This is a genomic window from Pelagibius sp., from assembly GCF_028289705.1.
In the GTDB taxonomy this organism is placed as follows: domain Bacteria; phylum Pseudomonadota; class Alphaproteobacteria; order Kiloniellales; family Kiloniellaceae; genus Pelagibius.
The window spans coordinates 41,697-56,143 of record NZ_JANQOI010000155.1 but is presented as its reverse complement, the minus strand read 5'-3'; the positions used below and the strand labels follow the sequence as shown (position 1 = coordinate 56,143).

The 14,447-nt window shown below is 66.1% G+C and carries 14 protein-coding genes; 9 read left to right on the top strand and 5 right to left on the bottom strand.

Annotated features, from left to right (window positions below):
* The first annotated feature begins 186 nt into the window (after nucleotides 1-186).
* On the top strand, nucleotides 187-1,860 hold the full coding sequence (locus Q0996_RS19445) for an adenylate/guanylate cyclase domain-containing protein (protein ID WP_299623632.1): 1,674 nt from the start codon (nucleotides 187-189) through the stop codon (nucleotides 1,858-1,860).
* Here the strand turns inward: Q0996_RS19445 and Q0996_RS19440 are convergent.
* Nucleotides 1,844-2,320 (bottom strand): tetratricopeptide repeat protein, encoded by a 477-nt coding sequence (locus tag Q0996_RS19440; protein ID WP_299623629.1) that lies wholly within the window; start codon nucleotides 2,318-2,320, stop codon nucleotides 1,844-1,846. The two genes, Q0996_RS19445 and Q0996_RS19440, sit on opposite strands and share 17 nt — an antisense overlap.
* Before the next feature lie 146 nt (nucleotides 2,321-2,466).
* A complete protein-coding gene (locus Q0996_RS19435; protein WP_299623626.1) occupies nucleotides 2,467-3,030 on the bottom strand; it encodes a glutathione peroxidase in 564 nt (187 codons plus the stop codon).
* A gap of 379 nt (nucleotides 3,031-3,409) precedes the next feature.
* Between Q0996_RS19435 and pip the strand changes: the two genes are divergently transcribed.
* Nucleotides 3,410-4,372 carry a prolyl aminopeptidase gene (pip, locus tag Q0996_RS19430; RefSeq protein WP_299623623.1) on the top strand — a complete coding sequence of 321 codons (963 nt, stop codon included), beginning with the start codon at nucleotides 3,410-3,412 and terminating at the stop codon, nucleotides 4,370-4,372.
* A 24-nt stretch (nucleotides 4,373-4,396) separates the two neighbouring features.
* On the opposite strand, the gene Q0996_RS19425 is transcribed toward pip, so the two are convergent.
* Nucleotides 4,397-4,993, bottom strand: coding sequence for a regulatory protein RecX (locus Q0996_RS19425; protein WP_299623620.1), 597 nt, complete (start codon nucleotides 4,991-4,993; stop codon nucleotides 4,397-4,399).
* On the opposite strand from Q0996_RS19425, the gene Q0996_RS19420 reads away from it, so the two are divergent.
* The 7 genes from Q0996_RS19420 (at nucleotide 4,992) to nhaA (ending at nucleotide 12,216) form a co-directional block, all read left to right on the top strand.
* A complete protein-coding gene (locus Q0996_RS19420; RefSeq protein WP_299623618.1) occupies nucleotides 4,992-5,807 on the top strand; it encodes an ABC transporter permease in 816 nt (271 codons plus the stop codon). The two genes, Q0996_RS19425 and Q0996_RS19420, sit on opposite strands and share 2 nt — an antisense overlap.
* Nucleotides 5,804-6,655 carry an ABC transporter permease gene (locus Q0996_RS19415; RefSeq protein ID WP_299623615.1) on the top strand — a complete coding sequence of 284 codons (852 nt, stop codon included), beginning with the start codon at nucleotides 5,804-5,806 and terminating at the stop codon, nucleotides 6,653-6,655. Before Q0996_RS19420 ends, Q0996_RS19415 begins: the two co-directional genes overlap by 4 nt.
* The gene (locus Q0996_RS19410) at nucleotides 6,616-7,545 is read left to right on the top strand and encodes a TraB/GumN family protein (protein ID WP_299623704.1); all 930 of its coding nucleotides are present in this window, start codon (nucleotides 6,616-6,618) and stop codon (nucleotides 7,543-7,545) included. The genes Q0996_RS19415 and Q0996_RS19410 overlap by 40 nt, the downstream gene beginning before the upstream one ends.
* A 326-nt stretch (nucleotides 7,546-7,871) precedes the next feature.
* Nucleotides 7,872-8,837: a TraB/GumN family protein gene (locus tag Q0996_RS19405; protein ID WP_299623612.1), complete on the top strand. Its 966-nt coding sequence runs from the start codon at nucleotides 7,872-7,874 to the stop codon at nucleotides 8,835-8,837.
* A 17-nt stretch (nucleotides 8,838-8,854) separates the two neighbouring features.
* On the top strand, nucleotides 8,855-9,790 hold the full coding sequence (locus Q0996_RS19400; RefSeq protein ID WP_299623609.1) for a TraB/GumN family protein: 936 nt from the start codon (nucleotides 8,855-8,857) through the stop codon (nucleotides 9,788-9,790).
* A gap of 118 nt (nucleotides 9,791-9,908) precedes the next feature.
* Nucleotides 9,909-10,841, top strand: coding sequence for a TraB/GumN family protein (locus tag Q0996_RS19395; protein WP_299623606.1), 933 nt, complete (start codon nucleotides 9,909-9,911; stop codon nucleotides 10,839-10,841).
* Between the two features lie 142 nt (nucleotides 10,842-10,983).
* Complete coding sequence (gene nhaA, locus Q0996_RS19390) at nucleotides 10,984-12,216, top strand: Na+/H+ antiporter NhaA (RefSeq protein WP_299623604.1); 1,233 nt, start codon at nucleotides 10,984-10,986, stop codon at nucleotides 12,214-12,216.
* Here the strand turns inward: nhaA and Q0996_RS19385 are convergent.
* Nucleotides 12,213-13,406, bottom strand: a complete 1,194-nt coding sequence (locus Q0996_RS19385) for an MFS transporter (protein ID WP_299623601.1) — start codon at nucleotides 13,404-13,406, stop codon at nucleotides 12,213-12,215. The two genes, nhaA and Q0996_RS19385, sit on opposite strands and share 4 nt — an antisense overlap.
* Nucleotides 13,407-13,532: 126 nt before the next feature.
* Entirely contained in the window at nucleotides 13,533-14,441 is a 909-nt protein-coding gene (locus tag Q0996_RS19380; RefSeq protein WP_299623598.1) for a LysR family transcriptional regulator, read from the bottom strand.
* Nucleotides 14,442-14,447: the final 6 nt, after the last annotated feature.

Here is a 14,447-nt window from a genome sequence, read left to right as displayed (position 1 = left end):
CTTGTGTCTGCGCTCCTCGGTGCCCGGGACAATCCAATGCCATCCAGGGCCAATAGCAACGGGCATCGCCGTTTTCAAGCGGCAATGCCCCGCCTATGATTTCCGTCTATGATTGCCGGGGTCGAGGGCCTTTGGGCTCCACTGCGGGCTGACTTTAGCGGGAGTGTAATGGTCCGGCGTCTGCGCTTGATCAGCGGCTTGGTTCTTTTCGGCTATGTGCTGACGCATCTCCTGAACCTGACGCTGGGGCTCATTTCCTTCGAGGCCCTGGAGGCTGGTCGGGCAGTTTTCCTCACCGTCTGGCGGTCCGGGCCAATGACCATCCTGCTGTACGGCGCCCTGCTGGTGCATCTGGCCCTGGCGCTCACCGCCATCTTCGTGCGCGAACGATTGAGCATGCCGCCGGTCGAGGCGCTCCGCTACCTCCTGGGACTGGTCATCGTGCCGCTGGCGGCGCTGCACCTCGTGGGCACCCGCTTCGCGCACGAGGTCTACGGACTGCAGGACAGCTATCTCTACATAGTCACGGTGCAGGTCGCCTTCGACATCACCACCGCCATACAACAGGTCGCTCTGGTGCTGGTCGTCTGGCTGCACGGCTGCATCGGCGTGCACCTCTGGCTGCGCCTGAAGGACTGGTATGCCCGCGCGGCGGCGCCTTTGCTGGCTTTGGCGGTCCTGGTGCCGACGCTTTCGCTGAGCGGCTATCTGGTGGCCAGCCTCGAGGCCCTGCGCCTTGCCGCCGATCCGGACTGGCTGTCGGCGATGCTGCGCCGCTCCGGCTCTCTGGAGACGGAACAGATCCACGAAGTCCTGGCCGTAAGCGACGCTCTGGTCTACGGCTACCTGGCGCTGCTCGCAGTCACCGTTCTGCTGCGCCTGGTCTGGCGGTTCTGGAAACGCCGCCGCGGGATGGCGCGCCTGATCTATCCGGGCGGGCGCAAGGTTTCGGTCGCCAAGGGCACCACCGTGCTGGACGCCAGTCGCGCCGCCGGCATCCCCCATGCCTCGGTCTGCGGCGGGCGCGGGCGCTGTTCGACCTGCCGCGTCCGGGTTGGCCGCGGCGGGGCCCGGCTGTCGCCGCCGGCGGCCGACGAGCGCAAGGTGCTGGCCAGGGTGGGTGCCGCCCCCAACGTGCGGCTGGCCTGCCAGACGTCGGTCTTTGCCGACTGCGAGGTGACGCCCTTGCTGCCGCCGGCGGCCGGCCCGAAGCAGGCTCAACCCCGACCCGGTTACCTGCAGGGCGACGAGCGGGAGATCGCCATCCTCTTCGCCGACCTGCGCGGCTTCACCACCTTGTCGGAGGACCGCCTGCCCTACGACGTGGTTTTCATCCTCAATCGTTATTTCACGGCCATGGGCACGGCCGTGGAGGATGCGGGCGGACGGGTCGACAAGTTCATCGGCGACGGGGTGATGGCCCTTTTCGGGATCGAGAAAGGCGTCGCCGACGGCAGCCGCAACGCCCTGGAGGCGGCCCGGCGCATGGCGGAGAACCTGCAGGAACTGAACCGCAGCCTCGCCAACGACCTGCCCGCGCCGCTGCGCATCGGCATCGGGCTCCACGCCGGCCCGGTGATCGTCGGCGAGATGGGCTTTGGCCCGGCCACCTCGATCACCGCCATCGGCGACGCGGTCAACACCGCCAGCCGGCTGGAAGCCCTGACCAAGGAGTTCGGCGCCCAGCTCATCGTCTCCTCGCCGCTTGCCCGCCACGCCGGGCTCGATCTCAGCGGCTTCCCGAGCCATCAGATCGATGTGCGCGGGCGCAGCGCGCCGCTGGATGTCCATGTGCTGGAGGACGCCGAGGCGCTGCCCGCCAAAGCCGCCGAGGAAGCGCAGGCTAGCTCCCGGTCTTAGCCTTGTAGTCGGCGATCGCCTCCTTCAGCGCGGTATACTCCTTGCAGCCGAAGAAGCAGGCGTCGTCCAGCACCTCCAGCCGTTCCTCCGCTTTGGCCAGCTCGCCCAGGGTCAGGTAGAGTTCACCCATGTATTCGTTGGCCCCACGGTGGCGCGGCTCGACCTTCAGCGCCGCCTCGTAGTGGCCGAGGGCGACCTCGTTGTTGCCCAGCTTGCGGTTGGCGTAGCCCAGGAGGTTGAGGGCATCGGCGTTCTCCCTGTCCTTGGCGAGGACCTTTTCCAGGAGAACGATGGCGTCGGCATAGTGGCCGTCATCCACTTTTTGCTGGGCCAGGGTGTAGTCCGGATTGGCCTTGTTCTTGGCTGCGGAGTCAGCAGCACTCGAATCCGCCAGCGCCGGGCCGGCGGCCAGGCTGAGAGCAAGGGCAAAAGGCGTGAGAAACCGCAGGAGATTGCTCATGAGATCTCGGTTCCTTTTCCAGTCTCCATCCGGGCCTCGTCTTCCGGCGGGACCCGATGGAGCCTCTTTACGCAGCGCGGCTTTACTATGGTCAGGCGCACCGGTTCCTCCAAGTCAAAAGCCGTTGATCCTTTGTGTCACCCCGGTTACGGCGCCGGCGGCAGCACCTGCTCGACCGCCGAGACGATGGCCTCGGACAACGGGGCGGTTCTCGCACCCCAGCCGGCCACCACGCCGCCCTCGGGCGTGATGAGGAACTTGTGGAAGTTCCAGCGCGGCCTGCCGTCGCGGCCCAGCTCCGCGGCAATCCAGCGGTAGAGCGGATGGGCGTCGCGTCCGATGACCTTCTGCTTCTCGGTCATCGGGAAATCGATCCCGAAGTGGACCTCGCAGAACTCCTTGATCTGCGCCTCGCTGCCGGGCTCCTGACCCAGGAAATCGTTTGAGGGCACCCCCAGCACGATGAGTCCGCGCGCGCGGTACTGCTCCCAGAGGTTCTGCAGGCCGGCATACTGGGGCGTGAAGCCGCAGCGCGAGGCGGTGTTGACCAGAAGCACCGCCTTGCCGGCGTAGTCGGCCAGCGGCAGTGGCTCACCCTCGATGGAGGTGAAGCGGAAGTCGTGCGCGGAGGCGGCGCCGGCCGGGGCGGGTCCGGCGGCCAGCAGGCCGGCGACGGCCAGAACGGCAAGGGCAAGCGATCGCAAGTCCATGGTCGACAAAGCTCCTCCACAGGCCGCTTCCGGTGTCTTTGCGGCCATCTTCCCGCCCCCTTTCCGCGTCTTGATCAGACTATCTAGTTTATACGCCGGCCAGGGCAAATGGGATGCCCGGTTGCAGTCCTTCGTTTTCGCCGAGCCGGCCCTCCTTTGGTGCCGATCCGCCCCTCGACCTACCCCTTTGTGCGGATTGCCATATCGGCCGAGTACCATAGGCTGAGCGCTCTCCTGGTCGCTCGACGTCAGGTGTGTCCCAGCAGCCTGCCTTGGAGGCCCTGCGGACGGTCACGCCCGGCTTCATGTGCCAGCCGCGTCGGTGCAGTGACACTTCTCTTCAGGTCCAAGGAGGACGGCCCATGACGTTCATCAAGCCATGAGCAGAGAGGCGCTGTTTCCCGCGATCGAGCCCTATGCGACCGCCGAGCTGCCGGTCTCGGATCTGCACACCCTCGTCTATGAGGAGGCCGGCAATCCCGAGGGGCGCCCGGCGCTGTTTCTTCACGGGGGGCCCGGCGTCGGCATCCGCCCGGACTACCGCAGGTTCTTCGATCCCGCGGCCTACCGGGTAGTCCTGCCGGACCAGCGGGGTGCGGGGCGCAGCAGGCCCTTGGCCGAGATCCGCGAGAACACGACCTGGGAACTGGTCGAGGATCTGGAACGGCTGAGGCGCCATCTGGGTATCGAGGACTGGATCGTAATGGGTGGAAGCTGGGGCAGCCTGCTCGGGCTCTGCTATGCGATCCGGCATCCGGAGAGCGTCGCCGGGCTGATCATGCGCGGGGTCTTCATGGGGCGGCCGTCGGAGATCGCCTGGCTGCACGAACCGGGCGGCGCCTCCAAGGTCTATCCCGACGAGTGGGAGCGCTATCGCGCCGGCGTTGGGGACACCGGCGCGGCCAGTCTGGTGGGCGCCTACTTCCAACGGCTGACCGGCGGCGACGAGGCCGGGATGACCGCCGCCGCCAAGGCCTGGGCACGCTGGGAAGCCGCCATCATGGCCCTGATCCCCGATGAGGCGGCCATCGTCCAGGGCTTGGGGCAAAGCACCGTTCTGGCGAAGGCCAGGATCGAGTGCGCCTACACCCACAACGGCTTCTTCCTGGAGGGCGACAACTACGTCCTGGACAACGCGGCGCGCATTGCGGATATCCCCTGCCGCATCGTGCAGGGGCGCTATGACGTGATCTGCCCGGTGATCTCCGCCTGGGAGCTGCACAGGGCGCTGCCGAAGTCCGAGCTGCGCATCGTGCCTGACGGCGGCCACTCACCCATGGACCGCGGCATGGCCGCCGAGTTGGTCCGCGCCAGCGAGGACTTCAAGGCGCTGAGCGCCTGATCCACCCGCCAACGGCCGGCGCCGTCATTCCTCCGGCGACAGCGCTGCCAGCAGCTCCTCGGCATCGCCGCAGTCGATGACCCGCCGGGCGGTCTCGTAGTCGAAGCCCTGGCGGCCGAGGGCGGCGAGGTCGCGCTCGCGGCGCTCCTGCCTGTCCTCCAGCCGGAAGGGACCGAGCCGGCGGCGCTTCGCGTAGGTGACGGCGGCCGGGAAGTCTCCTTGCTCTAAAGAGCCTTCGAGCTCCGCGGCCAGCGCCGCGTCGATGTCCGCCTTGGACAGGCCCTTGGCGGCGAGGCGGGCACGGATCATGGCCCGGGAGGTGCCGCGGCCGCGCAGGCTCTCAACCCGCTGGCGCGCGTAGCGGGCGTCGTCCAGCACGCCGGCCTCGAGGAAGCGTTGGACCAGCCGCTCGACGGTGGCCGCGCCCTCCTGCGGGTCGGTGCCGTGGATCCGGGCGGAGAGGGCGACCTTGGCCAGCAGCAGGCGCCGCAGGTGGCCGCTGGCGGTGTCGTAGCGCTCCAGATAGCGCTGTGCCGCGCGCTCCAGGCCCTCGGCCGTGGCCTTCAGTGGCTGGCGCCGCCGCTTGCGCGATCCGCCGTAGCGGACTATGTCATCGGCCATGCAACACCAGACTGTTTCCTTCGCCGCCCGCTCGGTCCGCCGCATGGGGCGGGTCAACGGGCGCGGCCTTTGGACCCTCTACATGAAGGAAGTGCGCCGCTTCCTCAACGTCTTTACCCAGACGATTCTGGCGCCGATGGTGACGACCCTGCTGTTCCTGGCCATCTTCACCTTGGCCCTGGGTGGCGGCGGGCGTCAGGTGGGCGGCGTCGACTTCGCGGTCTTTCTGGCGCCGGGCCTGATCATGATGTCCATGGTGCAGAATTCCTTTGCCAACACCTCCTCCTCGCTGGTGATCGCCAAGGTCCAGGGCAACATCGTCGACATCCTGATGCCGCCGCTCTCGGCCAGCGAGCTCACCCTGGGCATCGCCGGGGGTGGCGTCACGCGCGGGCTGCTGGTGGGCCTGGCGGTGGGCCTGGGCATGTGGCTCTTCGTGCCGATGCAGATCCACGCGCCGCTCTTCGTGCTCTATCACGCGGTGATGGCCTCCCTGATGCTGGCGCTGCTCGGCATGATCGGGGGCATCTGGTCGGAGAAGTTCGACCACATTGCCGCGGTCACCAACTTCGTCATCACGCCGTTTTCCTTTCTTTCCGGCACCTTCTATTCCATCGAGCGTCTGCCGCCGGTGTGGCAGACCGTCGCCCACTTCAATCCTTTCTTCTATATGATCGACGGCTTCCGCTACGGCTTCATCGGCCATGCCGACGGTTCGCTCGTGGCCGGTCTAATCGTCATGGCGCTGTTCAACCTGTTCCTCTGGACGGTCACCCACCGCATGTTCGCGACCGGCTATCGCCTGAAGCCATGAGTGAGGGGACACCCGCCTCGCGGCGCGGTGCGGCGAAAGCCCTGCTGTCATTTCGTGCCTGGCAGCCGCCCACATTCCGCCACTTCAACAAGAGAGGCTTCTGGGCGCTCTACTTCCACCGCGGGGTCTGGCGCTTTTACCGCTTTGGGCTGGAACTGCTGGTCGGCCCGCTGGTCTCCAGCCTGCTCTTCGTCATGGTCTTCGTGGTCGCCCAGAGCGAGCGCGCCGCCATGGTGCCGGGGGTCGATCTGATCCAGTTCATCACCCCGGGCATCATCCTCTACGCGGTGGCCCACACCGCCTTCGAGAACGCCGCGGCCATGCTGGTCTTCGAGAAGATGGAGGGCATGATCGCCGATGTGCAGATGGCCCCGCTCAGCCCGCTGGAGCTGCTGGCAGGCTATGCCCTCTCTTCGGCAACCTGCGGGCTTTCGGTCGGTCTTCTGGTGGGCGGGGCGGCGGCGATCTTTGTGGATTTTTCATACTTCGATGCAACGTTGGTCTTCGGTTTCGCAGTAGCAACGGCCCTGCTTTTCGGCCTCCTGGGCACCGTCGTCGGGCTCTGGGCCGAGCGTTGGGACCACTACTCGGCGGTCGAGGGGTTCTTCGTGGTGCCTCTGGGCCTGCTGTCGGGAACCTTCTTCTCGGTCGAACGCCTGCCGGAGGCCCTCAAGGAATGGATCTATTTCAATCCCGTCTTCTACGCGATCGACGGCTTCCGGGCCGGCTTGATCGGCTATGCCGAAAGCTCGTTGACCGTCGGCCTGACGCTGCTGACGGCGCTGATCGTCGCACTGGCCCTGCTCGGCTGGCGGCTTTTTGCCATCGGCTACAAGATCAAGCCCTAGCACTCTTCGCTACGCTCATACTGGCCCTCGCTCTGGTCGGCGGCGGGATCGCTTCGGCCTCCGACGAAACCCCCTTCGGGCGCGGCATTCTCTGGAAGGTCGAGCGCGACGGCGGCCCCAGCAGCCACCTCTTCGGCACGGTACACGCCACCGACCCGCGGCTGCGCGACCTGCCGGAGCAGGTGCGCCGGCCCTTCGTCGAGGCCCGCGCCGTGGTCTTCGAACTGCCCAGCGATCCGCAGGGCCAGGCCCGCATGGCCCAGGCCATGGTGCGACGCGACGGACGCCGTCTGGGCGATGTTCTGGGACCGGAGCTCTTCGCCCGGGTGAGCGAGGCAGCGGCCCGCTATGGCCTTGCGCCCCAGGCGCTGCAGCCCTTGAAGCCCTGGGCCCTCAGCTCCTTTCTGATCTTTCCGCCGCCGGAGCTGGCGCGCATCGCCGGCGGCGAGAAGGTCCTCGACGAATGGCTGAGGAGCGAGGCCCAGCGCCGCGGCAAGGCGGTGCACGGCCTGGAGAGCTTCGACGAGCAGATCGCCGTCTTCAGCGAGATGACCGAGCCGGAACAGATCGCCATGGTGCGCGATCTGCTGGCCGACAACGCCGACATCGATACACATTTCGCCGATCTTCTGAACGCCTACCTGCGCAGCGACATCGGCCGTCTCCTGGCCGAGATGAACGACGTCTCCGGGGTCAGCGACGTGGCTGCCGCACGGCGCTTTCAGGCGCGTCTGATCGACCAGCGCAATGTCCGCATGGCGGCGCGCATGGAGCCCTTCCTGGCCCGCGGCGGTGCTTTCGTCGCCATCGGCGCGGCCCATCTGCCGGGCGAGACCGGTGTATTGGGCCTGCTGCAGGAGCAGGGCTACCGGGTGACCCGGGTCTACTAGAGCAGATCCTGGTTCGATGGAATCGCGGGAGCGATCCATCGAGCCTGGTGAATCTGCTCTAATTCTTGAGTGTAGAGCGGATTCACATGTTTAGACGCAAACACGCAGGTGTTTCCGTCTAAACATGATCCGCTCTAATGTGATGGTTCCAAAGTTCGTCACATTTGATGTGACGATCTTTGGAAGCCGAATCACACTAGCCGGAGATTCCCCGGGTCGCGGCGCCGCTGCAGACGTCATCCCCGCAAGTTGAAAAATCAGACTTCAATCTTCGCCTCTGAGATGCAATTCTCTTGCTCCTTCAGGGACTGGGGAGATGCCAGAGGATGATGGTTAAGCTGTCTTGGACCGCTGCGAATCTGCGGTGGCGATCCGCGCTGCTGTTCCTTGTGGGGGTGTCGGCGCTGCTGCTCTCTGCCTGTACGCCACGCCAACCCTATGTGCCGGAGTCCTCGCAAATCCCGTTCGGCCAGGGGCGCCTGTGGAAGGTGGAGGGGGACGGCATTGAGACCAGCTACCTCTTCGCCACCTTGGATTTCTTCGATGAGCGGATTCACGAACTCCCACCGGAGGCCGAGACCGCGTTTGGCAAAGCAGAAGTCCTGGCGCTGGAACAAATTGAGGATCCCTACATCCTGAGAGACCTCTACAAAGAAGAAAATCTGGAAATGTCCGGCGACCGGACCCTGCACGATCTGATCGGCGCCAGAACGTACGGCACCTTGAGCTGGCACATGAAGCGCAACCTGCGAAAACCGAACGACAAGATCAAGCCCTGGGTCCTCTGGGCCTACCTGGGCGGCGAGCACTTCGGTTTCTTCGACTATGACTACGAAGTCGACACCCGCTCCGACAAGAGTCAGGCGGATTGGCTGGAAGACCGTGCCGTTACGGATGGAAAGAAGCCCATTGCGCTGCAGACGGAGCAGGAAGTCTTCGACATATACGACAAGATGCCGTTGGAGCACCAAGCGGCAATGCTGCAGGAAAGAGCGGATCGCCTCGGTGAGATGAGTCCTGGTCCGCAGATGATGCAGTTCTACCTGGATGGTGATCTCGCGCGCCTGAAAGCGCTGTGGCTTGAGTATCTGAGCTGGCTTCCTCCCGCCACCGCCGAAGTGCTGGACGCCCGCAGGATTACCGACCGTAACCTTGTCATGGTCGAGCGCCTACTGCCGCTGATGAAAGAGCAGCCCGTTTTCACCGCCGTGGACCACCTCCATTTGACAGGTGAGAAAGGAATGCTGCGCCTTTTGGAGCAACGGGGCTTTTCCGTCGTGTCGTTGCGCTGAGGATGGCGGTGCGCTGCGTGTTGCCGCTCTTTCCCACCGTCCTTGCCCTAAGGGTTCTGCGCCTGCCGGCGTTGATTTTGGCCGCGACTGCGTTCTTGGTCTCGGGCTGTGCGAGCCCGCTGCCGCTGCCGGGACGCCCGGACATTCCCTTTGGTGAGGGCCGGATTTGGCAGGCCGAGCGTGCCGGACAGCCGCCAAGCTACTTCTTCGGGACCATTCACGTCACCGATCCGCGTGTCTTTGAGCTGCCGGAGGCGGCGGAGACGGCATTCGAAAAGGCGGAGACGGCCGTCTTCGAGATCGACTACCGGCGGCGCTCCAGCCGCAAGGAATTGAACCAGTTCTTCTATCTGCCTGAAGATCAGAGCCTGCGCGATGTCCTTGGCTACGATACCCACCGGGACCTGCGCCAACTGGACCGGTCTCTTTCGATTTCCAGATACCAGCCCTGGGTCGCCTGGATGGCCCTTACCGATCGAGAGATCCCGGTCGGAGAGCAGGAAGACCCAGAGCGTCCGGTCCTCGACGACTGGCTCATACTGCGCGCCAGAAAAGCGGGCAAGGAACTCGTCTTTCTGGAGACCGACGTGGAGCAGTGGCGGGTTTTCGGCGGTATCCCCATGGACGACCAGGTCTCGATGCTGCGCTCCGCCATCGATACCTATTACAGCGCGCGCACGCGGGTTGATCGCATAGACCTCTATCTGAAGGGCGATCTGGCGATGATCTATGCATTGCGGCAGCGCTCCCTCAGCCATCTCGATCCTGCGCTGGCACGGCGCTATCTCGAACGCCTCCTGCTGGATCGCAACCGCCGCATGGTCGAACGCATACTCCCGATCATGGCGGAAGCCTCGATCTTCGTCGCCGTCGGTGCCCTGCATATGCCGGGCGAGGAGGGGATCCTCGACCTTCTGGAAAAGCAGGGCTATCGGATCACCCGGCTGAATTGAGACAAATCCCCGATTTGCCGGAATCTTAAGGTTTCCGGGGCAGTCTGGATCAACCGGCAATTGATCTGATGCGACAATGCGCCGGTCTGGGGCCTGCTGCGAAACCCGGGAACCTGCCATGATCGCAAATCGCTGGGAAAAGCCGCTGTCGCGCGCCATCGGCGTGCCTTTCGTCGCTCTCTTCCTGGCCTTGTGGGCCGGCCTCGCCGCAGCCTCCGACGTCCACCCGGTCAAGCACGGCGAAGGCCGCCTCTGGCGGGTCGAGCGCCCCGGCGGTCCGCCGAGCCATATCATGGGCACCATCCATGTCGCCGATCCGCGGGTGCGCGATCTGCCCGTGCCGATCCGCGAGGCCTTCGAGTCCTCCAGGCGCGCCGCCTTCGAGCTGCTGCCGGACCCGGAGGTGCGCCAGACCGTCCAGCAGGCACAGCGGCTGCCGACCAAGAAGTCCCTGGCCAAGCTGCTCGACAAGGACACCTATCGGAAGACCCTGGCCGTGGCCGCCCGCTACGGCCTGCCGGCCGAGGCGGTGGATCAGATGCAGCCCTGGGCTCTGGCGATTCTCTTCCAGACGCCGCCGGACGAGTTCCGCCGGCGCCTCGACGGGGATCTCATCCTCGACGCCTGGCTCATCCAGTGGGCCTACGATCTCGGCATGCGGGTGGTGGCCCTGGAGAAGCCCGAGGAGCAGATGTCGCTCTTCGATGCCTTCGAGCCCCGCGACCAGGTGGAGATGTTGCGCGAGATCCTGACCCAGCTCGAAGAGGAACCGAACGGCGTCGAGCGGCTGATCGACGACTATCTCGACGGCTCCATGACCGCGGCCTACCGTCGGGTGGAGGAGATGGCCCGCGCGGACAAGGAACCCGGCGCCCGCCAGTTCAAGGAGCTGTTCCTCGACGCCCGCAACCACACCATGGTGCGGCGCATGATCCCGCTGCTGCAGGAGGGCCACGCCTTCGTTGCCGTCGGAGCCCTACATATGCCCGGCGAAGAAGGCATCCTCAATCTGCTGGAACGGCGGGGCTACCGCGTCACACGGCTCTACTGAAGCACCCCCGGCCGCTGACGACCGCCCCTCGGCCCTGACGAACTGCGGCCTTAGCGATTGCCGGGAGATGAAATAGGCTGGCCCGATCCTATTTAGGATTGGGGGACGGCGGCGTCCGGATCGATCAAGGGGGAAATCGGCAATGCTAGGTACACGCTATCCGGACATGATCCGCGAATTCCTGCGCATGGAATCCGCAGGCGGCATCCTTTTGGTGCTGGCGACGATCCTGGCGATGATCCTGGCCAACTCCGGGCTCGGTCCCTTGTACGACGCCTTCCTCGAAACGCCGGTGGCCATCCAGTTCGGGGCGCTGGAGATCGCCAAGCCGCTGTTGCTGTGGATCAACGACGGCCTGATGGCCGTCTTCTTCTTCCTGGTCGGCCTGGAGATGAAGCGCGAGTTCAAGGTGGGGGAGCTTTCCAGCCCCGCCCGCGTGGCCCTGCCCGGTATCGGCGCCATCGGCGGCATCGCCCTGCCGGCGCTGATCTATGTCGCCATCAACGCGGGCTCGCCCGAGAACCTGGCGGGCTGGGCCATCCCGGCGGCGACGGACATCGCCTTTGCCCTGGCCGTCATGTCTCTGCTCGGGAACCGCATCCCGGTCGCCGCCAAGGTCCTGCTGCTGGCCATCGCGATTTTCGACGACCTGGGGGCGATCCTGATCATCGCCTTCTTCTACACCGGCCAGCTTTCCCAGCTCTCCCTGATCCTGGCCGTGATCCCCATCGTCGGCCTGCTGATCCTGAACCTCAGCGGCACGACGCGGCTGGCGCCCTATGTCGTGCTCGGCATCATCCTCTGGGTGCTGGTCCTCAAGTCCGGGGTCCACGCCACCCTGGCCGGGGTGATCACGGCCCTCGCCATCCCGATGAAAAAGCGCGAGGGGGCCGAGCACAGTCTGTTGGAAGAGCTTGAGCACGCGCTGCACCCCTGGGTGGCCTTCGGCATTCTGCCGCTCTTTGCCTTTGGCAATGCCGGCGTCTCCTTCGCCGGCATGGGGCTGGAGAGTTTCGTCGAACCGGTCAAGCTGGGCATCTCCCTGGGACTCTTCGTCGGCAAGCAGATCGGCATCTTCACCTTCCTGTGGCTGACCATTCGCTGGGGCATCGCACCGATGCCGCAGGACACCAGCTGGCGCCAGCTCTACGGCGTCTCGCTGCTGGCAGGCATCGGGTTCACCATGAGCCTCTTCATCGGCTCTCTGGCCTTCGAGCATACCGACTTCGACGCGCCGATCCGTCTTGGCGTGCTGACCGGATCGCTGCTCTCGGCCGTTGCCGGCTTCCTGCTGCTGAGCACCACCGACAGCCGGCAAGCTGCGGCACAGAGGACACAGCAGGCTGCCGTCCCCGAAGAGGTCAGACCGTCTTAAGTGCCCGCCGGTCGCGTCTGGCTGTCGTCGCCGGGGAGCAGGCCGGCGGCGAGGGCGATGACGGCGACGATGCCGGCCAAAACCAGCAGCAGATGGTCGAAGCCGGCAGCCTCGTCGAACAGCCAGGAGACGAGCTGCACGCCCAGGGGGCCGGCGGCGATGGCAATGCCGTTGCGGATGCCGTAGGCCAGGCCGCGGCGCCGGCTGGAAGTGAAGCGTGCGATCAGCACGCTCTCCAGCGGTGCGGCGATGTCGAAAACGAAGATGACCACCACCGCCACCGCGACCACCGGCCAGCCCGCGACGGAGAGCGCCAGCAGCAGGGCCGCGAGCTTGAGGCCATAGCTGAGGACGTAGACCCGCTTGGCCGCGCCGCGGTCGGCGAAATAGCCGCCGACGAGTTGGGCCGTCGCGCCGAGCAGATAGACCGCGGTCACCAGGGCGCCGAGGCCGAGCAGGCCGTCGCCGAGAGCTGCGCCTACCTGGCGGTCGAGCCACTTCGGCAACATGGTGGTGAAGGCGTAGTAGACCACGGTGGTCAGCGACATGGTGACCGCCAGCACGGCGAAGGCCTGGCGCACGTCCTTGCGGCTCGCTTCCGGCGTGGGGAGGACGTCGCTCTCGCGGTCGCGGAGCAGTCCGGTGGCGAGCGCCCAGGCGAGGGCGGCACCGGCGAAGATGGCAAGAAGACCCGGCAGGACGAAGGCCAGGCGCCAGTCCAAGAGATCGGCGAGCACGGCGGCCACCAACGAAGCCGCGGCGGCGCCGATGCTGCCGGAGATGCCGAGCACCGCCACCGAGCGGCCCCGCCGCGTCGCATGCTTGATCACCCAGGCGGTCCCCACGGGGTGATAGATCGCCCCGAAGAGGCCCATGAGGCCGAGGGCGGCGGTGAGCATGGCCGGGCCGGTGGCGAAGCCGCAGAGCAGCGTGGCGATGCCGATCCCCAGGAAATAGACGACCATCAGATTGGCCTCGCCCCAGCGGTCGCTCAGCCAGCCGGCAAGCGGCGCGGCAAGCCCCAGCAGCAGGGCCCCCAGGGTCCAGAGCCCGATCAACTCGTCATAGGGCCGCTGCCAGACCGGCTCCAGCACCAGGACGAGGGTGAGAAACAGGGCCACCAGGACATGGAACCAGGCATGGCCGAAACAGGCGAAGACCATGATGAGCCGCAGGTTGTTGTCTCGCATGGCCGCCGCCTCCCTCGCCGATCCGGGGTGTCGCCTGCCATCAGCCTAGCGGGGAGCCCGAGCATGAGAAGCCGCGAAAGCTGCAGGCAATGCATGCAGATTTGTCGGTCTTCTTGGCGGTCTCGGTCAGGTCTGTCTGTGGCCGAGAAGTCGGTCTTGCCGGTCCTGGATCAGTTCGGTCAGCGCGTCGGCGACCCGGCGCACGGCGGGCTGGTTTCGCGCGGTCTCGTGCATCAGCAGGTAGATCTCTTCCTCCAATTCGGCGATGGGCGGATGCACGCGCGCCAGGTCGTCGGCTGCGTCACCCAGATGGCAGGGCAGGATGGTGATGCCCAGGCCCTGGCGGGCGGCTTCGTGGCGCAGGTGGAGTTCGCTGACCCGAAGGGGAAAGGTGCCGTGTTGACCGAAACGGAACAGCCAGCCCGACTGCGATTTCTTGCGCGGGTTCTGGCGGAAGCCGATGAAACGGGCCCGCCGGTTTTCTTCAAGAGGCTCGCCCGCCACTTCGCGCGCGTAGGCCGGGCTGGTGTAGAGGGCGAAGGCGAGGCGGCCGACCTTGCGGCAGACGAGGTCGCCGCGCGCGGGCACCGCATTCATGCGAAAGGCGATATCGGCCTCCTGGCGGGCCAGGTTGAGCCGCTCGCCGGTGCTGATGAACTCGACAGCAGAGGGCGCGCAGCGCGCTTCAAGCTCCGCGAAGGACCGCGCGAAAAACAGCGCCAGGGAGCCGATGGCGGTGACACGCACGAGGCGCTGGTCCGGCTCCGCGATGCCTTCCAGTGCGCGGGAGAGGTCGTGGCTCTGCCGTTCCATGTCCTCGGCGAAGGGCAACAGGGCGCGCCCCGCCTCCGTCAGAACCACGCGGTCGGTGTGGCGTTCGAAGAGCGTTGCGCCGAGCTTTTCTTCCAGGGCTTTCAGCCGCCGCCCGACGGTCGGCTGGCTGACCCGCAGGCGGCGCGCCGCCTCGGTCAGGGTTTCGGCGCGGCTGACCGCCAGGAAGTAGCGGATGTCGTCCCAGGCGAAGTCGTGCGGCATCGGGCT